We start from the raw sequence: 25439 nt of genomic DNA on the forward strand, positions 1-25439 counted from the left end.
AAAAAGGAGATAACAAAAATGTTAAGAATGATAAAAAATCAGTTAAAACTGCTGTTTAATAATAGAATTGCCATCTTCTTTGTTATTTTACTACCCATTGCCTTAACTTATGTTTTTTCAAGTGTTGGCTCCAATAACAAAATAGACTTATACTTTAGTGATTTAGATAAAAGTGCTTATTCTACAGAACTTGTAAACATGCTTAAAAGCAATAAAGATATAAATCTTATATCAACCTCAGAAACTGAAATACAAAAAAAAATTAATGACAATGATATTACAGAAGGCTTGATAATAGATAAAAATTTTGAAACTAATCTTTTTAATGATAAAAAACTAGCTATAAAAATAATTGAAAACTACCCAAGTGCAGAAAGTTCTATAGTCAAGGAAGCTGTACTCGGTGAAGCAAGCACTTTAAAAAAAATAGCTATGGACTCTCAAAGTATTTCTGATGGTTTAAATACTTCTAAAGCTAGCATATCAAGTGATTTACTTAAACAGTTAAAAGTCAAAACAAATATTTCCGTAGATGACAAAGGGGCTTCTGTAACCCAAGATAAAGTCACTACAAGCTTAATAGGTTTTCTTGCAATGTTTCTTTGGTTCGTTATAATTCAGGGCTTTAGAACCTTAATTGAGGAAAAAGAAAATGATACCTTGGAAAGAATACTAAGTGCACCAATTAGTTATTCTAAATACCTTATATCTAAAATAGCTTCAACTTATATATTTAGTCTTATTTTACTCGTAGTAACCTTAGCAATAGGAAAATATGCTTTTAATATAACCTTTGCGCAAAACCTAGCCGCAGAAGCTACTATATTTGCAATTTATCTATTTGCTATAACTGGAATTGTAATGCTATTTGTCCCTTTTATAAAAAGGCAGCAGACACTAACAATACTAGGTTCAGTACTAATGGCATTAACAGGAATGCTTGGCGGTTCCTTCTTTCCACTAGATGAAGTTTCTTCCAAGGTTATTCTAACACTTTCAAAGTTTACTCCAGAATCTTGGGTAATAAGCTCCGTTTCAAATATTACATTTAATAATTCAACACTAAATTCTCAGATGACTTCAATAATTGTTCTTGCTGCCATGGGACTTGTATCCCTTGTAATTTCTTATACATTACTAAATATTAAACTAAAAGCCGAAAAGGTATAGGGAGGATTTTAATATGGATAACTCAACTATTTTGTGGGCAATTGCACTAATTTTAGGTATTTTACTTAATATATTTATTGGAAAGCTTGCTGTATTTATTTTCAAAAAAGATGGTACTGCTTCAAGATTTCCAATCAGATTTATAGGCATCGTACTGGTTTTAAATTCAATTTCACATCTGTTCCATATCTAAATAAAGATATACCCCCGTGAAGCTATTTCAAAACTAGAAATTGCATATGCCAATTTTATCCTTCTAGCATTGTTAAAATTCACAATTCACGATGCACAATTCACAATGAATGATAATTTACCTTTCGCGATGCTGAGGTAAATCTTAAACTTAAATGTTGTCAGCGTCTCTGATCACCATACATGGCGCAATTGCGTAAGCAATAAAAAAATAAATTTTAAGATTTTTCTACGCTCGCGTAGAAAAATCATCCTTCGTTGTACTTTGTACTCTGTACTCTGAGTTAAAATCTATTCATTTATATACTTATACTCATAAACAATCTTACCTTTATTATCTAACCCTCTTAATGAAATCAACTTATCTTTAGACTTGTACTTATCAAAACAAAATACAAACAGCTTATCCGAAGCAATTTTATAATTCATAGAATTAATTTTTCCATCCTTTTTAAATTGCAAATTTACTGTAGCAATACTTGAATCATTCACACATCCAAAAACCGTATATATGTACGAATCAGTCCCCATTGAACTGCATTGCTCAAAATGCGAAATTTTATCAGAATATTTTATTGGACATCCTGCACCTCCACTACCCGGATACCACTTTATAAATTTCTTTTCTATAGGTGCTGCTGAAATCCAATTTTTATACTTTCCAAAAAATACTTTACCGTTCTTTACATCAATGACCTTTTTTATTTCCGATGGTCCATAGTGCATTGTCCTTTCAGATGACCTATAAGCCCCAATAGCAGAAAAACTTCCAAATGAAAATATATAATAATATACACATATAGATAATAAAATAATTGCCACTATCCACTCAATCACAGCAAATACTCTCTTTCTTAAGTTCATATATTTTTCCCACCTTTGCAGGGTATTTTTAGTTCTGCTTTTCTATCATAACATTGAAGTCTTAACGTTATTTCCTTGCAATCTTTGGGGACTTTTTCATATTGAGTTATTTCTTCTCCTCCCCACAGCTTTCCTCTGCCTTCACCAGTACTATTAAAATATCTCTTGCCTTTGTCATCATACATTTCTATTGACCCAAAGTCGAAACTCCACCCTATCTCAAGTGAAACATATCTTGCTCTTATATATACATGTTTATCAGTAATTATCACCCTTTGAATTATTATAGACGCGTTGTCTATTTTCCACTTTTTATTTACCTCTATAACTTTTGCATTCTCTCCAATCATTATTTTTTTCCAATAACTATTTAAATATTTTCCTGATGGTATGCTAGTTAGTATTATAGGTATTAATAAAATACTGCAAATGATAATAATTGTACGCCTAAATTTTTTCACTTTATCCCCCCTATCTTAATATTTTACCAATAAAACACACTTATCCCAATTATACTATACCATAGTAAAGTTATTCTACTAAAACCAATAAATATAGGGCGAAAATCTTGAAATTTCTTAATTTTTAAGATTTTCGCCCTTAGATTTATGCCTTTTATTTAAGGCACATTAAAGAAAATTACTCGGCAAGTGCAAATTCCACAGCTGAAACTCCATGTATTGTTGTTGTATCAAAAACAGTAACAGAAACATCCTTTTGCTTTATTAATAATGGTATTTCCGTGCATCCAAGCACTACTCCTTCAGCACCTTTGGCTTGCAATTTGCTTATTATTTCTTTATATTTCTCTCTTGAAGTATCCTTTAAAATACCCTTACAAAGTTCTTCGTAAATAATTTTATGGACAACTTCTCTATCAGCTACCTCTGGAATAATTACATCAATATTAAACTTGTTCTTTAACACTTTCTTATAAAAGTCCTGCTCCATAGTAAATTTAGTTCCAAGAAGTCCAACCTTTTTAATTCCTTTTTCAATTATTTTTTCTCCAGTCACTTCTGCTATGTGTAGAACCTTTATTCCCGCTTCTCTTTCTATATCCTCTGCCATTTTATGCATAGTATTAGTGCATATTACAATAAAATCAGCCCCCGCGCTTTTAAGTGCTTTAGCTGCATCAACCATAATATCTGTTAGTTCCTTCCACTTACCTTGATGCTGCAAAAGTTCTATTTCTTCAAAATCCACAGAATACATTATGCACTTTGCAGAGTGAAGCTCACCTAATTTTAATTTAACAGTTTCATTTATGATTTTATAATATTCAAGTGATGATTCCCAGCTCATTCCTCCAATTAAACCAATTGTCTTCAATTAAAACATCTCCTTTTAATTCCAGATCTCTGGAAAGTGCTTTTTTAAAAATAAACTATAACTCAAATTAGGATAACTTTTTAAGTTGTTTTTATCTAATGTTCTGATTTCATAATTTTATTTGATATCAAAACTTTTTTTAATTTTTCATTACACTTAAGTACTCCAAAAACTTCTATTGAATTTATAGCCTTTAATGCTAGTTCTTCTGAAATATCATCTTTAAGTACTAATACCCCCAAAAATTTAATATTCATTTTCTCATTATTGTTAACATGTCTCTCTAAGTCACCCTTATCAAAATATCCTATTCCTACATTGAATTGTTTTCTTATTATTATATCCTTTACTACAACATCATGTTTACCTAACTGATTTCTAATAGCTGTCTTTATAAAATCAGTTCGATTTGAATAAAAACCCTCACTTATTAATAAATCAATATTTCCTAAATCAACAGCGTTAACATTCACTGTTACCTTTTCTAAATTAGCCAAATTAATCACTCCAATATTATTTATTATAAATATAGTTATACCAGTTCAACTATTGAAATTGCTAATACCAAATTCATCCTGTTAAATTACAATTTGAATCAGAGTAGAGAGTAAAGAGTAGAGTGTAGAGTGATGGTTGATTTTTCTCCGCTATCGCTGCGAAAAATCTAAAAACTTATTTTTTTATTGCTGCGCAATGGCACCATATATGGTTCTCAGCGAAGCTGACACCATTTAAGTTTAAGATTTACCTGAGAGAAGCGAAAGGCAAATCATCATTCACTGTACTCTGTACTCTGTACTCTGTACTCCGTACTCTGTGTTAAATTGTAATTTGTCAGGAGAAACTTGGCATTTTCAATTTCAATGTTCCAAGTTGTACATCTGTGTATACTCCATACAGCGTATATAAAAAATTTAATAAAAAAACTACCCTATTTTTATAATTATTTCATTTACCACAGAATCATGGTTATCCAAATGATTTGTAGCGGGCCTTTTTGTAGCATTTTGCTTATTTAAATATTCTTTAATAGCTTCCTTTACAAAATGAGTTCTACTTAAATATCTCCCATTACTTACACATGAATCAATACTTTTCAAATCATCAATATTGATATTTACAATTATCTCCTCCATCATATACAAATTAATCACTCCTAATACATCATTTTACATAATTATATACTCCACACAGAGTATTGTCAACTTACATGGAGATGGTTATATTTATTTTTTTATAAATTGTGTAAATAAATTCAATAAAAAATCAGAGTACAGTGAATGCTGCTCAGTAAAGCTGACAACATTTAAGTTCAAGATTTACCTGACGTAAGGAAAGGTAAATCCTCCTTCACTGTACTCTGTACTTTGTACTCTGCTTTAATATATCTTTTCCTCTACTCCACCCCCATGTAGTCTGCTATATTAGCCTTGTCCTTTATAACCGCTTCAATAATAGGTTTTTTACTTGAAAGAATAGTTGTTATTCCAGGGCCATGTCCAGCTTTTATACAATCGCTGTGAACTACAACTCCAATAGAAACAGCACCCTTTAAGTATCCTCTTCCATAAGTGTTATCACAATCTTGAAGTAATACTAAATCTCCAAATCTCAATTTATCCAAGCCCAACCTTTTAATTTCAGCCATGTCTTCAGTCATTATGTCATAATCACCTGAATGTGCATTGTTAGATCCAATACCTGAACCCATCAAATATGGAGGAACTATTCCAACTACAGGGACTTTAATTTTTTCACCAGCTTCTTCAATTCCTAGCTTCTCAAATAAATCTGGATCAATACTCATAACATGAATATCTTTATGGTCTTCAAGCTTCAAGCCTTGTCCATATGCCTTGATCATTATCTTGTCATCTATCGCCAAGTTTTCTAAGTCTTCACTTTTAAAATATATTAATACGTGATCTATTCCACCATGCATTCCAGTTACATATCCCTTAGCTCCTTTAGCATCTCCAGAAACTACTTTAGCCTCATTTCCAATACAAGCAAAAGTCATCACTGCTGCATTTTCAGTTGCATTTTCATTTTTAATTGATACTCCCGGCTCAACATGATCTCCCGACCAACCAAAAGCCGAATCTCCAACTTTTACATTGTAAGAAATACCACCTGTAGCAGGAAGTACACATGGCTCTCCATCATAAGATATTCTGTAATTTCCGCCTGTTGGATGATGTACCTTTCCTTGAACAGACCATTTTACCACTTTTTCTTTATTTGTCTTTATCATATTGAAATCACCTCAAAAATTTTATTAATATATTTAGTATAGTCTAGCAGAAAATTTAATACAACATAAACACTTTATGTTATACTAAGTTTGTCAATATATCAATTAAAACTACATATAATTATAATGGTCCAAACTTCACTGTAAAGGAGGAAGGTATTTATGAACAATTTTACTGTAAAAGAAATTATAAAAAAGCTCAATCCCGATATCGACTGTAAAGAATATACTTACAACTTAAATAATAATGTCAATAAATGTGATGAGGCAATTAAAAACTATATATCACGAATCAACAAAAATGCTTTAAAAAATAAAGATATAAAAACTATAAAAGATACTCTAAAAAAAATAATACTCAATGAAGATGAATCCTCAAGAATAAACCCTTTAATGTATTTCAATATTAAAGATGATAAAATATATATTTATTCTTTTTCAGGTTTCAGCGATAACTTTACAGCTTCCTTTAAAAAAGACAATACATCTTCCTTTTTACGTTTCTTACTTGATGAATTTTTTAAAGATAGTGAAAGCTCTATGAATGATAAGTATTTCAATATAAATAGCTATTTAACTATTAAAACAAGGGATTACATAAAAAATATTTTTTCAACAGCATGTACCGAAGAAATGGAAAGGAACTCCGACTGCAATAAAAGCAGCATATTTGAAGAAATAAACTATATATCTACGCTTCCTTATGAAGGAGTAGATATATGTGCCAAGCTTGCTATTATGAATAAAGCTTTAGCTGATAAACTTATAAACTATTATATAGAATTAGACAATCCAATTCTATTTAACGAATATAGAAAAGTAAGAAAACTTCTACAAACCTCAGATGAAAATACTTATTTAATTGGAGATAATGAGAAAATTTATGGTCTTGGTGAATTCAAGGATTTAAATAGAAGCCATTTAGAGTTAGATAATGATATTGATAATATTTTTATATTTAATTTTACAAGTAGATTTGAATATAAAATAAGCGATCTCTTTATCACAAATGCCATAGTAGAGGAACAAGATGAAATACAATTTACTGAATATCTTTTAAATGAACATTTTTTAGTAAATATAAACAACGGTCAGCCAAATTTAATAGAAGATAAATACTCTGAAAACACACTAGAAAATGCAATTAAAAAAGTTTTTAAAGGTGATTTTAAAGAAAATGAGCTTGATGAAAAAATAGACTTTTTAAAAAAGGTTATTTCTTACGCTAAAAATCAAAAGCATGGAACTACAGTTGTAATAACCACACCAAAAATTGCGAAAACAGAAACTAAAAAGCTTATAAATCAGTCTATAAAAATAAGGGGTAAAAGCCTCTGTGATTGTGATTCTTTAGAAAACCTTGTATCAAAAATAACAAGCATAGATGGTGCCATATACATTGATATAAATTCTTATTGCTATGCTATTGGTGTAATATTGGATGGAACTGTAGATGAAAGACATGGTGATTCTTCTAGAGGTTCAAGGTACAATTCTGCTATTAAATATTCGCTAAAAAGGGAAGTAAGCAACAAGTGTATAATTATTGTTATTTCTGAAGATGGAATGGTAGATATAATTTATAAGGGTGATAAATATAATAATCTCATTAAGCAAATAAATGAATTATACAATGAGTCTAATAAATTGTATGGCGAAAGAAATTATGAAGGTGTATTAAATATACTAGATCAAATTTTAAAATTGGATACTTCGTCAGAAAAAGCATACTGCAAAAAAGGCGTAATACTATCTGCACTTGGAAGAAAAGAAGAGGCTTTAAAGTATTATGATTTAGCTATAAAATTTAAGCCAGATTCCTTGCTTGCATATTACAATAAAGGAAATGCACTTTCCTCCATTGGTAAAAAGGAAGAGGCCATAAAATGCTATGATGCTGCTATAAAACTTAAACCTGATTATGTAAATGCCTATAACAACAAAGGAGCTGCACTTTCTGCACTTGGTAGAAAAGAAGAAGCTATTGAATGTTACGATTTAGTTATAAAACTTAAACCTGATTTGGCACTTGCGTATAAAAATAAGGGAAATGCTCTCGCTATTCTTGGACGAGATAGTGAAGCTGAGGAATGCTATACAGTAGCTAGAGAATTACGGGAAAAATTAAAAAAGAAATAACATAAATATATTATTAAAAGGTCGTGTTTAATATGCATAATCATACCTATCTTCAAGAGCGCATTGACATGCTAGCAATGTTTTATATGGATAAGCATTATGACATTAAATCAATGCCAATAGCTGAATTTGTTAAAACCTTTGATAAAGTACGTGCCGAAATAGTTGCTTCAGTTGACACATCAGAAAATAAATAGTTAGCATAACTAGCAAGCGATTTCGCCAAATTGCTTGCTAGTTAAATCAGCTAAAATATTTTTTATAATTCATCGCTGTATTCTAAATCATAAATATACGGAAACTCTAACGGAAACAAAACCTTAAATACAGCCTTATCCTCATCAGAATTAAAACTTATTTTATCCTCAAAATAGCTTAAATCTTTATATCCTGTTAACAATTGTGTTAATACATTTGATGAAATTATAATAGTTGAATCACTTTGTCCAACATTTAAAATATTAACCTTCCCGTGTTCTAATTTAATAATGGCATCTCCAATATCTGTAGAAATTTTATATGCCTTAGTGTAATCATAAAATCTTGAATTACTTAATCTCTTTTCAAAAGACGGTATTAAAATTTCTAATACACTCTTTAAGTTAACAATCTTATACATTCCAGCCCAAGACCCATAGTATATCTCGTTATTACAAGCAAATCTTGCTCCTTTTTTATAAACATATCTGCTGAATTTACTATTGAGTGGTGCCTTTACTCCAATTTTAAAATTTTTATTTTCCGCAAGCTCATTTAGCTTTTCACATAAAGACGCTGCTGCTTTTTCATCTAAAACATTAGCTTCCCTAACTACAATTTTATTCTTCTTAAGTTGAAGCCACATATATCCTTTAATAGCATTGTTATTTTTCACAACATACCATTTAAAATCATTCTTTGAAGTCATTTTTATTCTATAACTAAAGTATCCACAGCCTCTTATCTTAGAGCAAAAGTTATCCACACTTTCCTCAGCATAAATGTTATTAATTTCACTTATTGCTCTCTCATCTTTAATATCAAGAAGTTCAATTTTGTATTCGCTTTTTATATTCTTTAACATTATTTTTTCTAAGGTTATATAATTATAGAAATGCACAGGACAGGCATATTCAAAGCCAAATTGCTGATAAAAATCTGCTATTCCAAATAAAAAACTAAGAGGAATATTTCTTTTCTTCATTTCTTCAATCCAATAGTTCATAAGCTTTTTTATAAGTCCTTTTTTTCTATAATAAGGATGTGTGCCTACAAAGTTTATCTCTCCTACTTTAATTTCTCTTTCTCCAAATCTTTGGACATGTTCTATTATTCCCATCATAGAAATTATTTTTCCACCTTCTTCGATATAAGAGAAATCATTTATATTGTTAAACGGACTATTAAATATTCTATTGTTTAAAGAACTCTCTATTTCATCTCCAAAAACAATTTTATAAAAATCAGTTATTCTATTTCTATCTTGCTTTTTAGCAAACTTAATTTCCACTACTTGCACTCCCCTTCATTTATAGACATTCCCTCAACATGCTTCTTACTCATAATTTTATTCTTTTTTCTATATTCCTTGCTTTTGAATATAATGTCAAAATCATAATTCTCAGGATACAAGTCTTTTTTATCAATATACATAGATAACCTTTTTCTGTTTATCTTTATTTTTCTGTTCATAACCATAACACCGTATTCGCCCTTACCATTCTCTTCTTCACAAATTATTCCCGTTCTTTTCATAAAGGAAATATAAACAGCATCTCCTATTTTAAAATCAGGCGCTTTCTTTATTTTCTGCTTTTCTTTTTCTATCTTTACACCAGCTTTAAATTCTCGAATCTGTTTTTTATGAGCTTCCTTTTCCACTGTATTTTCTACTGGTTTTTCATATTTTACATCAGCATAATTTTTTTCTTCCTTGTAAGTTACAAAGTGAGCTCTTTCAATTAATTTTTTATTCATTCCAAGCCTTAAAGCTATAAGGAAAGCATTACTTTCTCCAGCCTTTCCTATATTTAATTTATAAAGTGGTCTTAAAGTATTAATATCAAAACCCATTGAACCATTAACAAAGCCTTCGTGTTTTTCTGCAAAATCTTTTATTTCACTATAGTGAGTTGTAGCGCATATGGTTGCCCCTTTCCTATATAACTCTTCAAGCACCGCAACGGCTATTCCCATTCCTTCTCCTGGATCTGTTCCTGAGCCAAGCTCATCTACAATAACCAAGTCATTTCTACCTGCACAAGCTAAAATAGAAATAATGTTATTTATATGAGAAGAAAAGGTACTTAAACTCTGCGCTATACTTTGACCGTCCCCAATATCAACAAGAACATCTTGAAATATGGCAAGCTCACTTCCTTCTGCTGCTGGTACATGAAGTCCTGCTTGAGCCATCATTGTAAGAAGACCTATAGTTTTCAAGGCAACAGTTTTTCCACCAGTATTAGGTCCAGTTATAACAAGTCCACTATAGTCCTCTCCAATAACAAAATCTAAAGGGACCGCATTATCTCCTAAAAGAGGATGTTTGCCCTGTTTTAAATTTATATAATTTCTAGTGTTAAATTCTACACTTCTACCTGATATGGCTTTACTGTACTTGCCCTTTGCAAATATGAAATCATAATTAGCCATAGTTTCAATGTTAATTTTAAGTTCTTTTATATTTTCAAAGATGGCAGCAGTGAGCTCTGAAAGTATCCTGTATACCTCTTTTTCTTCTTCAAACTTATTCTCATTAAGTTCATTTTGCAGTTTCTTAACCTCTGCGGGCTCTATAAATACTGTAGAACCACTTTGAGATTTATCATGAATTTCTCCCTCCATATAATTTTTATATTGGCTTTTCACAGGTATTGCATATCTTCCATCTCTTTGACTTACGACCGCTTCTTGTATATATGACTTATATTTATCGCTTCTTAAAATGCTGTCTAATTTACTTTTTATTCTATCTTCTAATATATAAATTCTCTTTCTAGTTTTTTGTAATTTATTAGAGGCTTTATCATCCACCATACCATGAACTATGCATCTTTCAATTTCTCCTCTAACCTCATCTAATTCACAAATTGAATAGGCATAACTAGATATTGTAGGAGCAGCATATTCTTTATCCTTCATGAATCTTTTAATTTTTGTTGTATCCTTTAATAAATCTGCTATATTTTCTAGTTCCTCTGGTGCGAGTACAATGCCTTTTTCAATTTTAGTCACAACACCAGACATATTCTTTAAACTGTTAATTGGTATGCTTGAGGATATATCTACTATTTTTCTAGCTTCAGTTGTTTCCTTTAAGGCAAGTCTTATCATTCCTTCCTGTACTACAGGTTCAAGCTTTTCAATTCTTTCTTTTGCAATATCCGATAAAGCAAATCCTTTTAATTCATCTATTATCTTATAAAATTCTAATATTTCCTTTGACTTATTATTCAACTTTCTCTCCTCCAATTTCATGGTTGAAGGACTTTTAAGAATGAACAGTTAAAGTCAATTCACAGTTCACAATGCACAATGAATGTTGATTTTTCTCCGCTAGCGGAGAAAAATCTTAAAAATAATAAGTTGTAAGATTTTCTGTTCCAACAGAAAATCCTCCTTCATTGTGAATTGTGCATCGTGAATTGTGAATTGAATACAAAAAAAAGGCTATAAGCAAAGAATTCTTCACTTATAGCCTAAATTTACTATAACAAAATAAACCTATAAATTTATAATCAAAATAATAAATAACTCTATCTTCTAACTATAAATTCATATGCACATTTACTTGTGAATTTCTTTTAACTAAGTCCATCTTAAAAAACCCAACAACAAATAAACCTAAATAAATAGGCGTTTTAAAAATTTTTTAAGAATTCAATTTTAATTTACTTAGTTAAAAATCACACTCACAAAAATGCACTTCCTTTTTTTAAGATAATTATATTTTACACTATTTTTCCATTAACTTCAATATTTTATTTTACATATGCTTTAAATCACAGAATTTTGTGATATTAACATATAATTATTTCATCCCCTTTATGGTTAATTTATCTATTTAATCAATATTTAACCCAATACTTATATAAGAAGTTAACTGTTAAATAATATAGAAAATAGCCCATGAAAATCATAGACATATTGCATCAATATTTTTCGATATATAATTATAAGAACCGTAAGGAGGATACAAATTAATGACTAAATTCACAAAAATCAATCTAAAAAGCATCAAAATAAAACTTCTAGCAATTTTCATTGTAATGACTACGATTCCTGTTATTTTATTGGGCACTATATCTTACTTCAAAAGTTACAATATACTCTATCGAAATGTTACAACCAATACGGCACAAACCTTAAAAGAAGTAAATAGGGGCATTGACAACTTTTTTCATTCTATTGACAGCAATGTAAACCTTGTCGCTACCGACCCTTATATTGCTAATTTACCTTATGATTCAAAGAATTTACCTTATGTATTAGATATTCTAAACCAAGTAAAAATCAGCAATCCTAATATAATGGCTGTATATTTTGCTGATACAAACAAAAATTTTACTATACAACCAGAGCAGAAAATTGATCCAAGCTTTGACCCTACATCAAGGGATTGGTATAAAAATGCTGTAGCAAAAAAAGGTGAAATTGCTTTTACCCCTCCATATAAGGATGCTTTAACTGGAAAGGTTGTAATTTCTACATCAAAAGCAATATACAAAAACAATACTCTTATTGGTGTAGTTTCAATAGATGTTGATATATCTGTTTTAAGCAAGAATACATCATCTATTACAGTTGGTAACTCTGGATATGTGTACATGACTTCTCCTGATGGTACAATGATTTCTCATCCAGATAAATCCATACTAAATACAAACGCAGCAACAAAACTTAATTGCTGGAATTCAATTAAATCATTAAATTCAGGTTTTGTAAAATATACTTATAAAGGTAAAAGCAAATTTGCTGCATTCACAACAAATACAATTACAGGATGGAAGCTAGTTGCATCAATGGATGAAACTGAACTTTCAAAAGATACAAATACCATAGCAAGTTTAATTGTCATTTTTGCATTTATTACACTTGCAGCATCAGTACTACTAGCATTTTTCATAAGTAACTGGATTTATAAAAATATATTTAAACTAAAAAGTGCCTTTAAAATAGCATCCAATGGAGATTTATCTGCAAATGTAAACATTACTTCAAAAGATGAATTTGGCGACTTAGGTAAAACTTTCAATAAAATGATTGAGCATATTCACGACTTAGTTGAAGGTATTAAAACTTCAGCTAACACTATTTACGATGCATCAAAAAGCATAAGCGATATGTCCAAAGAAACAAATAACGCAATAAATGAAGTATCTGTTACTATTGATCAAGTTGCGCAAGGTGCTTCTTCTCAATCTCACGACATCACAGAAAGTGTTGATGAATTTGGCAATCTAGCCAAAAGAATAACCGATATTAGTCATAAAACACATGAAATAACTGAGATATCAGAGGTTACCAGCATTCTTAATGAGGAAGGACTAAATATTATTGCAAACCTAATTGAAAAAACAAATTTAGTTAATTCAACCTCAACTGAAGTATCTACTGGTATTATGGATATGGATCAATCTTCTAAAGATATAATAGTAATTACAGATACTATAAACAACATAGCAGAACAAACAAATTTATTAGCTCTTAATGCCGCTATCGAAGCTGCACGTGCTGGTGAGGCTGGAAAAGGTTTCTCTGTTGTTGCTGAAGAGATAAGAAAATTAGCTGAAGAATGTACAACTGCTACTAATCAAATTCAACAGTTAATTGAAAAAATCAACACAAAAACAAGTACAGTTTCAGACTCAGTGACTACTTCTTTAAAAGTTGTTGGTGAACAAGCTGAAGCAATTGATCAAACAAAAATTATATTTAAAGAAATTTCTCTATCCATAAATGATTTAATGACACAAATTTCTCAAATTGAAACAGCAATATCTGATACAACTAAAAATAAAGATGAGATTTTAGTAAATTTACAAAACATATCTGCAATTTCAGAGGAATCTTCCGCAAGCACTGAGGAGGTTTCTGCTACTACAGAAGAATTAGCAGCAACTATGAATGAATTTAGTAGCTCAGCTGAAAAATTAAGTGAAATAGCTGAACAATTAGAAATAGAAATCAAAAAGTTTAAGTAATAATACTAAAGAGCCATTAAATAAAACAAATAAATCTAAGGGGGATGTTTTAAATCGTCTCTTTAATATTATTACTTAAACTAAACTAGAATTAAGGTAAAAACTCCTCCGTGCCTACGGAGTTTTGGTATAAGTGATAAAGCACTGTTACCTATCGTAAACTAAAATAGTTGTATTTTGTATATTTATTATTAAAATATGTCATAATATAAGGTGAGTAGATTGCAAAGTTTGTAATCAGCTTAATAATTGCAAATTGTAGATTATTTACTTAACAAGTAGCTTTGCAGAGCTACTTGTTATTTTCTTTTTTGGTTTTTTCTTTCTCATCTATATTTAATTCTAACTCAGTTGAAATCCCGTTCTCACTAGCTCTTGCTTTACTAATCATAGCAACACTTTTCTCCTGCTTATAGCAAAAAGCAAGAAGCATCGCTACAATTGACAGAGCAGTTATACATAGAACTATTAACGCAAAAAAGGGGTAATTCATTCTACCACCTCTTTTCCTGCCGATATTTCCTTGCAATCCACTCATATTTAGATACATGGAAAAGAGGTATATTCACAATAAATTTGTATCATCAGTAATTAATTTAACCATTTATATAATATTTAAACAAATAATATGTAAAAAATATACAAATAAAGAGGTTGTCGCATTAAATTGTTTAATAGATAACTTAAAATTATTGCGAAGCATTAAACCAAAGTACAGAGTACAGAGTACAAAGTATAAAGTACAAAGAAGGATGATTTTCTTCCACTTTGCTACAGAAAATCTTATAACTTATTTTTGATTGCTTACGCAATTGCGTTATTACTGTTGTTGGCGAAGCTAACAACAGCTAAGTTTAAGATTTACCTGACGTAAGGAAAGGCAAATCATCCTTCTTTGTACTCTGTACTTTGTGCTTTGTACTTTGGCAAAAGGTTCGTAATATTTAAGATTTGTGTATAAACTAATTTTGTGCGATAGCCCCTAGTCAATCTTATTAGAATTTAACTACCTTGGGTTCACCTTTCATACTTGCAAAAGTTGCAGTAGCATCCTTTAAATAAAGGACTTCAAATATGCCATCATCTACCGAATACATATTCTTTAATCCTGGATTATCAGCAAGCATTTTTTCCTTTGCTTCTTTTCTTTCATCAGCAATACATTTCGCTTCTAAACGAAGCCAGCTTCCATCCTTACCCACTGCAGAAATTTCAACCTTGGAATTTTTTTCTATTTGTTTGAAAACTTTTTTAGTATTATTAGTACAAATGTATAATTTCCCTTCAAACTCAGCTACTGCTCCAAATGGACGTACTCTTGGCTGATCTCCCTCCACTGTTGCAATATAAAATGTTGGATTTTCTTTTAAATAATTTAATACTTCTTCCATGTTCATAACTTCCTTTCACCGCATACGTGATATAATAGATTACACATATATTATATTTCCTTACATAATTTTTTTAAAGTACGATTTTTTATAATAGTTAGTATCTTAAAAGATACTATGAAAGGAGAACTTATGCTAACACAAGAAGAATTATTTGGTAAATGCCCTTATGCAACAGCTCAAAAAATACTATCTGGGAAATGGGCTCTTATAATTTTGCATCACTTAAATGGAGGCACTCGTAGATTTAATGAACTTCAAAAATTAATGCCAGATATTACACAAGCAACACTTACAAAACAACTGCGTACATTAGAACAATATAAAATGATTATTAGAACTGTCTACCCTGAAGTTCCCCCAAAAGTAGAATATAAACTCAGCGAAATGGGGGAAGACTTTTCTATAGTTTTAGATAGTCTTAAAGTATGGGGAGAAAAATATATAAAGACAATTACAAAGGACAAAGGATAAATCCAGTATATTACTTAACTTTCATTCATAATTTAAAATTATTGCGAACTAATTTAATCAATTCACAATTCACAGTTCACAATGCACAATGAAGGTTGATTTGCCTTCCTTTTGTCAGGCAAATCTTAAATTATAAGCTTCGCTTAGCACCATAAATGGTGCTATTGCGTAAGCAATAAAAAAATAAGTTATAAGATTTTCTGTAGCTTTGCTACAGAAAATCCACCTTAATTGTGAATTGTGCATCGTGAATTGTGAATTGATTTAATTCGCAATCTTTATTTTTTGTAAAAGTATTATAGCCGTATTACAATACTCTTGCCTACGCCTTCATCCCTAAGTGGATGCTCTAATTCTTTAAAAACAAGTTCAATGCCAGAGATATCGTCTGGAAGTGCCGGTGACACAATAAAATTATAATGAAAATACCCGCTTCCACCTGATCCATTTAACATTCGACAATCATGCTGCTCATCAATAAACATTTCATAACTAATGTGCCTTCTAGTAGAATGTTCTAAAGCTTCGCCTGTACTATCCCAATCTGCATTAAAGCTTACAACACTCGCATTAGAATACTGGTGAATATAATGGACTGAAAAAAGACGATTTTCTACTTCTACATATTTTAGTGCTAATAAATTCTTTTGAAAACCTTCTGGCTTAACTAATGGCTTATACCTTTTTTCATTCATAAGTGCGCCAAATAGTGATTTTAAGAAATCCTCGTATAAATCAAATTTTTCTGCCCAATTAGCTATGTACTCAAAAGGTGGATAACCTGGATTATCCTTTGAAATTTCTTTGCGCTTGCTTATTAGTTCACAAATTTTTTCATCTACTTGTTTAATTTTTTCATCATAATATTCAGTCGGTCTCTTAAATGGCAATCGTTCCATAATATACCTCCTTAAAATACTTTTTATATATATTCCATTATATATCACAAATTCATGTCACTTCAACTATCCTCCTAATGATTTTAAATTCCCCAAGGTTTTTCTAAGTTCTGTATTAATATACTATTTTCATTTTCCCTCTTATTTTATGAAAATCCAATATCTCTGGATTACTTCCCCATCCTTAAAAACTTCATTTTCTAATATTCCACCACAAGCTTTTATAGTTTTAGCAGAAGCAATATTATTAACATCGCATGTAAGTAAAACTTTGCTCATGCCAAGCTTACTACATTCCTTCAAGGAAACTTTTAACATTTCCTTAGCATAACCTTTCCTGCGCTCATCTTTTCTCACACTATATCCAATATGTCCTCCGTAATTATATAAATACTCATTTAACTCATGCCTAATATTTATAATACCGACTAATTTATTATCTTCTTCCCTAATCGCCAAAAACACACTTGCAGTTACTTCAGTATGCTTTGTACTCTCATTTTCATTATCAAGTACAAATTTCATCCATTCTTCATAGACATCATACTCTTCCAAATATGATGTGCCAGCTAAATCATCACCATTTTGTATGAATTCACTTTTGTATTGTAAAACCTGATTCTTATATTCCATAGATGGTTTTACTAATAATATCATCATAATACCCCCTTAAAATACAGGGGCTGTCGCACAAAATTATTTTATAAACAAATTATAAATAATCCTAGTGTGACAGCCTCTTTTATTACGTTTCGTGAACTCAATTATTCCATTTTTATTTTTTCTTGTTCTCCTGTTGCCATGTCTTTTACAACAATCTCTCCGCTATTAACTTCATCTTCGCCGATAATTACAACTTTCTTTATGTTAAGCTTATTTGCATAAGACATTTTCTTTTTAAGCTTGTCATCTTCTAAATATATTTCTGCCTTAGAGCCTTTTTCTTGAAGTTTTTTGCACACTTTAGCGCAGTAAGGAATTGTATCTCCAACAGGAATAATCAAATATTCTGTCGAAGTATTGTGTTCATATTTATCTATAAAGCCAATTTCTTTTAATACAAAGAATAATCTTGTTATTCCAATAGACATACCTACACCTGGAAGCACGCTGTCTGTATAGTTTTGTGCTAAGTTATCATATCTACCACCGGAACAAACCGAACCATAAGATTCATTTCCCTTCAATATTGTTTCAAATACAGTTCCAGTATAATAATCAAGACCTCTTATAATCTTGAGATCTATTGAAAATTCTTTGTCCTCTACTCCAAATATATTTAAATAATTCTTAACTTCTTCTATTTCTTCTATCCCCATCTTAAAGACTTCATTTTCTACACTAATTGCTTTAAGTTGTTCTATAATCTCATCATTAGAGCCCTGTATTCCCATTATATTGTTTATAGCTTCACTGTTTTCTTTTCCAACAAGTTTTTCTAAACCTTCTAGGAATTCTTCTCTAGTGATTTTTTCATATTTATCTATAAGTGTCATTACTTCCTGCATATTTTCTATGCCAAGTGAAGTTAAAAAGCCACTTAATATTTTTCTATTGCTTATTTGAAGTTTGTAAGTATCTAAACCTATTTTCTTGAGAGCTCTTGATGCCATGGCTACTACAAGTGCATCATTTTTTATACTTAGCTTGCCATTTCCAACTATGTCAACATCGCACTGATAAAATTCCCTATAGCGTCCTTTTTGATTTCTTTCCCCTCTATATACCTTTCCAAGCTGATATCTCTTAAAAGGAAAAGTCAAATCATTCATATACTGAGCTGCAAACCTAGCAAAAGGAACAGTAAGGTCAAATCTTAAAGCTAAATTTTTATCTCCCTTTGTAAGCCTGTATACTTGTTTTTCAGTTTCACCTGCTGATTTTGCAAGTAAAACCTCTTCTTTTTCAATTATTGGAGTATCCATAGGTAAAAAACCATTTTCCTCGTATACACCTGTAATTTTTGAAACTATATCATTAAATATTAATTGTTCATTTGGTAAAAGCTCCATAAAGCCTGGTAAAATTGAAGGTTTTATTTTATTACTCATTTTTAACACTCCTTATATTTTGGGGCTATGTTTTAAATAAATGTTGATTTTCACACTTATTTAAAACATAGCTTCCTTTAGTAAGTTTAGCTATTTTTAAAATACAAAAACCATGCAAGCTTATACGTACCTGCATGGTTATCTAAATTATGACTCATTTCCATAATCACCAGGTAGATACAAGCCTCTAACGTTCATTAGACCTGTACCTACGATTACTTTATCGAGACACAAGCCCTCCCTAGTGATGATGTATTAAAGTTGTTACTTTAATTTTAAATGAAATCATAATAATCCTCCTAGACCTAATATTAGGTTTATTATACATTATTGATGCTTTATTTTCAATACCACTATAAATTAAAAATAATATTAATCTATTTTATATGTATAAATAGTATCCTTTCCAGCTTTCACACTGGCTCCACGCACAAATTTTATATCATGTACCTTATCTAAATTAGCTATTATAACTGGAACAATAAGTGAATATCCTTTGTTCTCTATAGCCTTCCTATCAAATTTAATTATTGGTTCACCCTTTTTAACCCTTTTTCCCTCTTCTTTAAGTAACTGAAAGCCTTCACCATTAAGCTCCACAGTATTAATTCCTATGTGTACTATAACTTCAGCACCATTGTCTAAAGTTATTCCAAATGCATGTTGTTCCTTAAATACCAATGTTAATTCTCCATCCGCTGGTGAAACTACAACATCTCCAGTTGAGTCTACAGCAGCTCCAGACTTTGATAATATGTCAGTAAATACTTTATCCGGAACCTCTGATAAACTTATGATTTTACCCTCTATTGGAGAAACTAACTCATACTTATCTTCTACATAATTATTCATAGCCATACCCTCCCAACAAAACTCCTCATTTATATTATATTTTACACCATATACTATATTTTTTACAGTTATTTTTAAATTAACAACCAAAATGCCTTTTGGTATATATGTAATTTTATACCCATATTCTGATTTAAATACACCTTTTCCTTGACATTCTAAAAAAAACACTTGTATAATTACATATAGACCAGTCACTATATATTTTTCATGAAAGGATTTATACTCTATGAATAGTAAAACTAATTCAAAAGAAAAAATACTTCTAGCAGCTTCAAATCTTTTTCAAACAAAAGGCTATGCTGCCACAGGGCTAAATGAAATTTTAAAAGAGAGCGGTGCACCAAAAGGCTCTTTATATTACTATTTTCCTAATGGAAAAGAAGAATTAGCTTTAGAAGCTATTAAATTAGCAAAACAAGCTATATCCAGTAGATTAAAAATCACATTAAATAGTCACAGCAATCCTATCCAAGCTATACAAGCTCTTATTAAAAATATAACGAGAGATTTAAAAGAAACTAATGAGCTTCAAGATATGTCCTTAAGCTTAATAGCTTTAGAAACTTACTCTTCTAGTGAAATACTTAGAATTGCCTGCTGTGAAGCTTTCTTAAGCCTACAAAATATATATACTGAAAAATTACTTGAAAGCGGATTGCCTAAAGATACTGCAAATGAATTGGGTAAATTTATTCAAATTTTGATTGAAGGAGCTATAACAGTGTCCGTTACTGAAAAAAGCCCTGATGCACTTTTAACAGTTAGCAATCAAATAGAAATTTTATTAAAGAGTTATCTACGCAAAGAATAGCTTGCCTAAAGTTATTCTGAAACTATTATAACAACTGGTCTATATAATTTAAAATTCAAGTAATTCGGAGTTAATTGAATTTCACTAAAAAGGAGACTTATTTATGCTTAACCAAAATTTTCAACCCCAGGAAAAGAAGACAGTGCAATATAATACAAAGCCTATAATGTTTGTACTACTTTTCGGGTGTTTCATAGGAATGTTTAATGAAACTATATTGAATGTAGCGCTTTCAAAACTTATGTCTGAAATGCATATATCAGCTATAACAGCTCAATGGCTTGCAACAGGATATGTATTGGTTGTTGGCGTTCTTGTACCAATTACAGCTTTTCTCATGCACACTTTTACAACAAAACAACTATATATAAGTGCAATGGTATTATTTTTACTCGGAACTATATGTGCCGTATTTTCTAATTCATTTGCGCTGCTATTACTCTCAAGATTAATTCAAGCTTTAGGTGCTGGTATGCTTGTCCCTATTATGATGAATTCTGCTTTAGTTGTAACTCCAAAAGAAAAGCATGGTTCAGTAATGGGTTTATGTATTTCTGTACTCACATTAGGTCCCGCACTCGGTCCAACTGTTTCTGGATTTTTACTACAATCTTTTTCATGGCATGTACTATTTATGTTGCTAATTCCATTTATAGTTATTTGCATAGTTGGCGGTTTTATGTTTTTAGAAAATACCTCTGAAATAACAAAACCTAAAATTGATTTTTTATCTATAGTCTTATCCTCTATAGGTTTTGCAGGAATTATATATGCAATAAGTTCAGCAAGTACTTCAGCTTTATCTTCTACTATTGTAATTTTAGCAATTGGACTAATATCTCTAACCATTTATGGCAAACGTCAATTATCTTTAAAACAACCAATCTTAGAAATAAGATCCTTTAAGCATGCTATATTTACAATGGGCGTATTTATAATTATGATAATACAAATGTTTCAATTTTCAATGAATATGATAATACCCTTGCTTATGCAAAACGGCTTAAAAACATCATCATTTACCTCTGCACTTGTTTTATTACCTGGAATTCTCATTGGCGTTATTTTAACTCCACTTAATGGTATTATTTTTGATAAAAAAGGCGGCAAAATATTAATTCCAGTTGGTTTCGCAATAATTTTAGTTTTTACTTTTTTATTATCTCGTTCTACCCCTTCAACACCTATATTACAAATTACTATTATGTACTGCTTAATAATGGTAGGGCAATCCATGACTATGTCACCTACTCAAACAACTGCTCTTAGTCAATTGCCAGCCAAAAATAATCCAGATGGCGTTGCAATAGTAAACACTGCAATGCAGCTTGCTGGCGCTTTAGGTTCAGCTTTATTTGTTGGCATTATGACAGCTTTTCAAAATAGTTATTTACAAACTTCACATAATGCTACAAAAGCTATATTCAATGGTTTTAATCATTCTGTTGAAGTCGCAGCTGTACTCATGGCAGTTGGCTTTATATTGTCCTTAAAACTTGCTTCAAAAAGCAATATTAAAAATTCAGTGAAATAAACATAGCCAAATGCATACAAAATGCATTTGGCTATGTTTATCCTACAATTCTATTTCTTCCATTCTCCTTAGCTTCATATAACAAGTTATCAGCATTTTTTATACATTCGCTATTCATACTTACTTTATTCTCATATATTCCACCGCTTATAGTAACCTTCATTCCATTTTCCCAAGTATATGTATCAATATTAATTCTAATTTTTTCTGCTATTTCTTTTGCCACTTGCTCATCTGTATTTGGCATGATAATAATAAATTCCTCTCCACCATACCTACCAGCATAATCCGTCTTCCTTATATTCTTCTTTATTATATTGCTAACTACAACCAAAACATCATCTCCGATTAAATGTCCGTAATTATCATTAATCTTTTTAAAATAATCAATATCAAACATTATAACACTAAATTTTTCATCTTTTTCCATGTATCCTACCATAGCCCTGTCTAATACCTTGTCAATATAATTTCTTTTGTACAAGCCTGTAAGATCATCTCTGATTGACCTTTCATATATGATTTGCTTTTCTATTTTTAACTTTTCTATATTAATTATTTCATTAGAATATTTCCTTATAATAATGTATGTTTCTAAAAATACAAATATAAACATACCTACTTGAAAACCGTATCTTCCAAATATCATTCCATTGCTTACAAGTATATCGTTTAATGATGCCAGCACCAATACTATAAAAGCTGTAAGTGAAATAAGACTGTTTTCCTCCTTACACTTTACTTTTTTTATTAAAAAGATTAGTAGGCTTAGTAATATAATAAATAAAGCAGCCTCGCCTAAAAAACCCAATCTATCATAAAATGTATTATTAGTTATTGTACATATAATAGTAAATATTATTGAAAAATATAAAGCAGCCTTAAGTATTTTTTTAGGCAAATCCGGAAATAACTCTTTTAAAAATAAAACATATATGGGTATGTATAAATAATATGTTATAGCTGCTGTTTTACTAAGCAACTCAAAAGGCATATTAGGGAAAAGATGCTCGATTATTCTTTCATTTAGAAACAGACATCTTAACTGTGTAAAAACACATAATACGGAAAAATATAAAAAAGATTTATTATCCTTAAATTTTGAATACAAGCATAAAGATATTAGTTCAATAATGAATAATCCTCCTACTATTATTAAATCTATGCTTGCACTTATTATAAACATATTCATAATTTTATCTTTAAGCCCAAGCTTCATAGACTTTAACACAGGATATATTATTCTGTAATTAGATGTCTGAATCACTATATCGGCTACTCCATTTGGTGCCGTAAAATATAAATAGCTTGGTAAATATATAGACTTTTCTTCTTCATAACTTTTACCGACTTGTCCTACTTGTGCTTGTAAAATTCCATTAACCCAAATTTTTGATGCGGATAACGTACTTTCAAGTCTAATACCATAAACAATTCCCTTCGGAAGAAATATCTTTAAGTGCATTGTCATATAACCAGTATTTTTTCCATTTAATTGATTTGTTAATTTACTGGGTATGTTTAAATATCGATTAGCTTTTTGGAGCTTTACTTGCTCAGGATTAAGAAGTTTATTTATATATATTTCCCATTGTCCTTGAATATTTAAGCTTCCATTTCTTTCAAAATTATAATTTTTTAAATTCAAAGTACCTTTAACTGCATTTGCACTTTCACAGGTATTCATTTCACTAAAAGCAGGATACACTCCTACTAATAAAATTATAAGAATAATAGGCAAAACAAATTTTTTCATGTGCTACCTCCAATTAACAATGCATCATAATAAAATATTATTATATTCATGTTAAATTAGCAAGTTTCTCATTTTATATTCCTATTATTCTATTTACAAATAGCATGCGAAAATAACTTATGCTGAAATTATTTCCACTCCTTCTTCTGTTACAAGAATTGTATGCTCCCACTGAGCTGAAAGAGAGCCATCTGCAGTACGTACAGTCCATCCATCTCTATCATCTATAAATATTTCATCACTTCCAGCATTTATCATAGGTTCAACTGTAATCACCATACCTGGTACTAAAACCATGCCCGTTCCTCTTTCCCCTGCATGACAAACAAAAGGCTCCTCATGGATATCTAATCCAACACCATGGCCTCCAAATTCTCTAACAACCGAATATCCATTACTCTCAGCATATTCCTGAACTGCCGCTCCTATATCTCCTAAAAACCCCCATGGCTTAACAGCTTCTACACCCCTTCTTAAACATTCCCTGGTTACTTCAACTAGCTTTCTAGCTTCTTCACTTACCTCACCAATCATAAACATTCTAGATGCATCTGAATAATATCCATTTAATATAGTTGTCACATCTACATTTACAATATCACCATTTTTAAGTATCACATCTTCACTTGGTATTCCATGGCACACCTCATCATTTACTGATGTACAAAGGCTCTTTGGAAACCCTTCATAATTAAGCGTAGCTGGAATTCCACCATTGGAAACAGTATAATCATAAGCTAATTTATCTATCTCCTCTGTATTCATTCCCTGTCTAATATTTTTACTAACTAAATCTAAGAGTCCATTATTAATCTTTGCACTTTTTCTTATTCCTTCAATTTGTTCCTTGTTTTTTATGATATTTCTTGGAGGTACAATATGCCCCTCCCTTTTTAATTTTTTTAATTTCTCATCAAATTCTAAATGACACTTTTTATATTTTAGTCCACTTTTACACCAACATAATTCATTTCTTGAAGTCATAACCTATTCAGAGTACAAAGTACAGAGTACAGAGTACAACGAAGGATAATTATCCTCCTTACGTCGGATAAATTTTAAAACATAAGTCCTAATACTATTAGGTTTGGGCGATAGCCCATTAAGTTTTAAAATTTTCCGATTTAGCAGAAAATTAACCTTCACTGTACTCTGTACTCTGTTCTCTGTTCTCTATTTTCACCCTCTTTCGTTTTATTATTATTGAAATAAATTTCTTCATATCCTTGGAACCATTTAAAATCCCCATTGATAATACAGTGGTATTTGTACTGGCCTTTTTGATAAATAATCGGCCCACGGTAAGGATTTTCTTTTTCCACTAACCTTAATGCTTCCTTTAAAAAGTTTCCTGAAAATTCATCGTTTAAAATTCTTCCTGAATAATTCATTGACCAAAAAGGAACGTCATTTTTCCATAAAGCTTCTTCCCCTACAAACCTTTCTCCGCCCAAATATGTATCAATGTGTTTGTAACTGCTTTTGAAAACTCACTTTTTTCACCTCTAAGACCAGTATACTATTAATAT

At 30.3% G+C, this 25439-nt stretch carries 24 protein-coding genes and 1 pseudogene; 8 read left to right on the forward strand and 17 right to left on the reverse strand.

Translation table 11 applies throughout. The features are described 5' to 3' along the window. The first annotated feature begins 18 nt into the window (after positions 1-18). Both CUEA01_RS00980 and CUEA01_RS00985 read left to right on the forward strand, forming a co-directional pair. Positions 19-1170, forward strand: a complete 1152-nt coding sequence (locus CUEA01_RS00980; protein WP_234117273.1) for an ABC transporter permease — start codon at positions 19-21, stop codon at positions 1168-1170. 13 nt (positions 1171-1183) lie between these two features. Continuing rightward, entirely contained in the window at positions 1184-1363 is a 180-nt protein-coding gene (locus CUEA01_RS00985) for a hypothetical protein (protein WP_234117274.1), read from the forward strand. Positions 1364-1653: 290 nt separating this feature from the next. Here CUEA01_RS00985 and CUEA01_RS00990 read toward each other — a convergent pair whose 3' ends face one another. The 6 genes from CUEA01_RS00990 to CUEA01_RS01015 all read right to left on the reverse strand — a co-directional run bounded on the left by CUEA01_RS00990 (position 1654) and on the right by CUEA01_RS01015 (position 5815). After that, positions 1654-2226 (reverse strand): hypothetical protein, encoded by a 573-nt coding sequence (locus CUEA01_RS00990; RefSeq protein WP_234117275.1) that lies wholly within the window; start codon positions 2224-2226, stop codon positions 1654-1656. Next, complete coding sequence (locus tag CUEA01_RS00995) at positions 2223-2687, reverse strand: DUF5643 domain-containing protein (protein WP_234117276.1); 465 nt, start codon at positions 2685-2687, stop codon at positions 2223-2225. Before CUEA01_RS00995 ends, CUEA01_RS00990 begins: the two co-directional genes overlap by 4 nt. A gap of 178 nt (positions 2688-2865) precedes the next feature. Continuing rightward, positions 2866-3561 carry an aspartate/glutamate racemase family protein gene (locus CUEA01_RS01000; RefSeq protein WP_234117277.1) on the reverse strand — a complete coding sequence of 232 codons (696 nt, stop codon included), beginning with the start codon at positions 3559-3561 and terminating at the stop codon, positions 2866-2868. A 95-nt stretch (positions 3562-3656) separates the two neighbouring features. Next, positions 3657-4058, reverse strand: a complete 402-nt coding sequence (locus CUEA01_RS01005; RefSeq protein WP_234117278.1) for a hypothetical protein — start codon at positions 4056-4058, stop codon at positions 3657-3659. 429 nt (positions 4059-4487) lie between these two features. After that, positions 4488-4715: a ribbon-helix-helix domain-containing protein gene (locus CUEA01_RS01010; protein ID WP_234117279.1), complete on the reverse strand. Its 228-nt coding sequence runs from the start codon at positions 4713-4715 to the stop codon at positions 4488-4490. Positions 4716-4957: 242 nt separating this feature from the next. After that, the gene (locus tag CUEA01_RS01015) at positions 4958-5815 is read right to left on the reverse strand and encodes a DUF4438 domain-containing protein (RefSeq protein ID WP_234117280.1); all 858 of its coding nucleotides are present in this window, start codon (positions 5813-5815) and stop codon (positions 4958-4960) included. A gap of 162 nt (positions 5816-5977) precedes the next feature. Between CUEA01_RS01015 and CUEA01_RS01020 the strand changes: the two genes are divergently transcribed. Together CUEA01_RS01020 and CUEA01_RS24810 are read left to right on the forward strand one after the other, a co-directional pair. Then, on the forward strand, positions 5978-7954 hold the full coding sequence (locus tag CUEA01_RS01020; protein ID WP_234117281.1) for a tetratricopeptide repeat protein: 1977 nt from the start codon (positions 5978-5980) through the stop codon (positions 7952-7954). A 68-nt stretch (positions 7955-8022) separates the two neighbouring features. Next, positions 8023-8151, forward strand: coding sequence for a hypothetical protein (locus CUEA01_RS24810; RefSeq protein ID WP_268906131.1), 129 nt, complete (start codon positions 8023-8025; stop codon positions 8149-8151). 62 nt (positions 8152-8213) lie between these two features. Here CUEA01_RS24810 and CUEA01_RS01025 read toward each other — a convergent pair whose 3' ends face one another. After that, positions 8214-9443 carry a GNAT family N-acetyltransferase gene (locus tag CUEA01_RS01025; RefSeq protein WP_234117282.1) on the reverse strand — a complete coding sequence of 410 codons (1230 nt, stop codon included), beginning with the start codon at positions 9441-9443 and terminating at the stop codon, positions 8214-8216. After that, positions 9443-11392, reverse strand: coding sequence for an endonuclease MutS2 (locus tag CUEA01_RS01030; protein WP_234117283.1), 1950 nt, complete (start codon positions 11390-11392; stop codon positions 9443-9445). Before CUEA01_RS01030 ends, CUEA01_RS01025 begins: the two co-directional genes overlap by 1 nt. A 746-nt stretch (positions 11393-12138) precedes the next feature. Here CUEA01_RS01030 and CUEA01_RS01035 point away from each other — a divergent pair. Further along, the gene (locus tag CUEA01_RS01035) at positions 12139-14139 is read left to right on the forward strand and encodes a methyl-accepting chemotaxis protein (protein WP_234117284.1); all 2001 of its coding nucleotides are present in this window, start codon (positions 12139-12141) and stop codon (positions 14137-14139) included. 292 nt (positions 14140-14431) lie between these two features. On the opposite strand, the gene CUEA01_RS01040 is transcribed toward CUEA01_RS01035, so the two are convergent. Together CUEA01_RS01040 and CUEA01_RS01045 are read right to left on the reverse strand one after the other, a co-directional pair. Then, positions 14432-14677, reverse strand: a complete 246-nt coding sequence (locus CUEA01_RS01040; protein ID WP_234117285.1) for a hypothetical protein — start codon at positions 14675-14677, stop codon at positions 14432-14434. A gap of 457 nt (positions 14678-15134) precedes the next feature. Then, complete coding sequence (locus tag CUEA01_RS01045; RefSeq protein ID WP_234117286.1) at positions 15135-15530, reverse strand: pyridoxamine 5'-phosphate oxidase family protein; 396 nt, start codon at positions 15528-15530, stop codon at positions 15135-15137. Between the two features lie 117 nt (positions 15531-15647). Here CUEA01_RS01045 and CUEA01_RS01050 point away from each other — a divergent pair, with 117 nt between their 5' ends. Further along, complete coding sequence (locus CUEA01_RS01050) at positions 15648-16004, forward strand: winged helix-turn-helix transcriptional regulator (RefSeq protein ID WP_407929202.1); 357 nt, start codon at positions 15648-15650, stop codon at positions 16002-16004. 296 nt (positions 16005-16300) lie between these two features. Here the strand turns inward: CUEA01_RS01050 and CUEA01_RS01055 are convergent, their stop codons facing one another. The 4 genes from CUEA01_RS01055 to CUEA01_RS01070 all read right to left on the reverse strand — a co-directional run bounded on the left by CUEA01_RS01055 (position 16301) and on the right by CUEA01_RS01070 (position 19806). After that, positions 16301-16903: a chorismate mutase gene (locus tag CUEA01_RS01055; protein ID WP_234117287.1), complete on the reverse strand. Its 603-nt coding sequence runs from the start codon at positions 16901-16903 to the stop codon at positions 16301-16303. A gap of 141 nt (positions 16904-17044) precedes the next feature. Then, the gene (locus CUEA01_RS01060; protein ID WP_234117288.1) at positions 17045-17560 is read right to left on the reverse strand and encodes a GNAT family N-acetyltransferase; all 516 of its coding nucleotides are present in this window, start codon (positions 17558-17560) and stop codon (positions 17045-17047) included. 107 nt (positions 17561-17667) lie between these two features. After that, a complete protein-coding gene (hisS, locus tag CUEA01_RS01065; RefSeq protein WP_234117289.1) occupies positions 17668-18954 on the reverse strand; it encodes a histidine--tRNA ligase in 1287 nt (428 codons plus the stop codon). Positions 18955-19326: 372 nt separating this feature from the next. Continuing rightward, positions 19327-19806: a PTS sugar transporter subunit IIA gene (locus CUEA01_RS01070; protein WP_234117290.1), complete on the reverse strand. Its 480-nt coding sequence runs from the start codon at positions 19804-19806 to the stop codon at positions 19327-19329. A 229-nt stretch (positions 19807-20035) separates the two neighbouring features. Between CUEA01_RS01070 and CUEA01_RS01075 the strand changes: the two genes are divergently transcribed. Beyond that, on the forward strand, positions 20036-20620 hold the full coding sequence (locus CUEA01_RS01075; protein WP_234117291.1) for a TetR/AcrR family transcriptional regulator: 585 nt from the start codon (positions 20036-20038) through the stop codon (positions 20618-20620). A gap of 166 nt (positions 20621-20786) precedes the next feature. Continuing rightward, positions 20787-22154 carry a DHA2 family efflux MFS transporter permease subunit gene (locus CUEA01_RS01080; RefSeq protein ID WP_268906167.1) on the forward strand — a complete coding sequence of 456 codons (1368 nt, stop codon included), beginning with the start codon at positions 20787-20789 and terminating at the stop codon, positions 22152-22154. 37 nt (positions 22155-22191) lie between these two features. Here CUEA01_RS01080 and CUEA01_RS01085 read toward each other — a convergent pair whose 3' ends face one another. From CUEA01_RS01085 to CUEA01_RS01095, 3 genes and pseudogenes are all read right to left on the reverse strand, one after another. Beyond that, positions 22192-23910, reverse strand: coding sequence for a sensor domain-containing diguanylate cyclase (locus CUEA01_RS01085; protein WP_234117293.1), 1719 nt, complete (start codon positions 23908-23910; stop codon positions 22192-22194). Between the two features lie 117 nt (positions 23911-24027). Next, positions 24028-24894: a methionyl aminopeptidase gene (locus CUEA01_RS01090; RefSeq protein ID WP_234117294.1), complete on the reverse strand. Its 867-nt coding sequence runs from the start codon at positions 24892-24894 to the stop codon at positions 24028-24030. 158 nt (positions 24895-25052) lie between these two features. Next, positions 25053-25382 (reverse strand): annotated as a pseudogene (locus tag CUEA01_RS01095) (DUF5680 domain-containing protein); the annotation flags it as partial. Between the last annotated feature and the right edge of the window lie 57 nt (positions 25383-25439).

This window comes from Clostridium hydrogenum (genome assembly GCF_021432385.1).
GTDB lineage: Bacteria > Bacillota > Clostridia > Clostridiales > Clostridiaceae > Clostridium_S > Clostridium_S hydrogenum.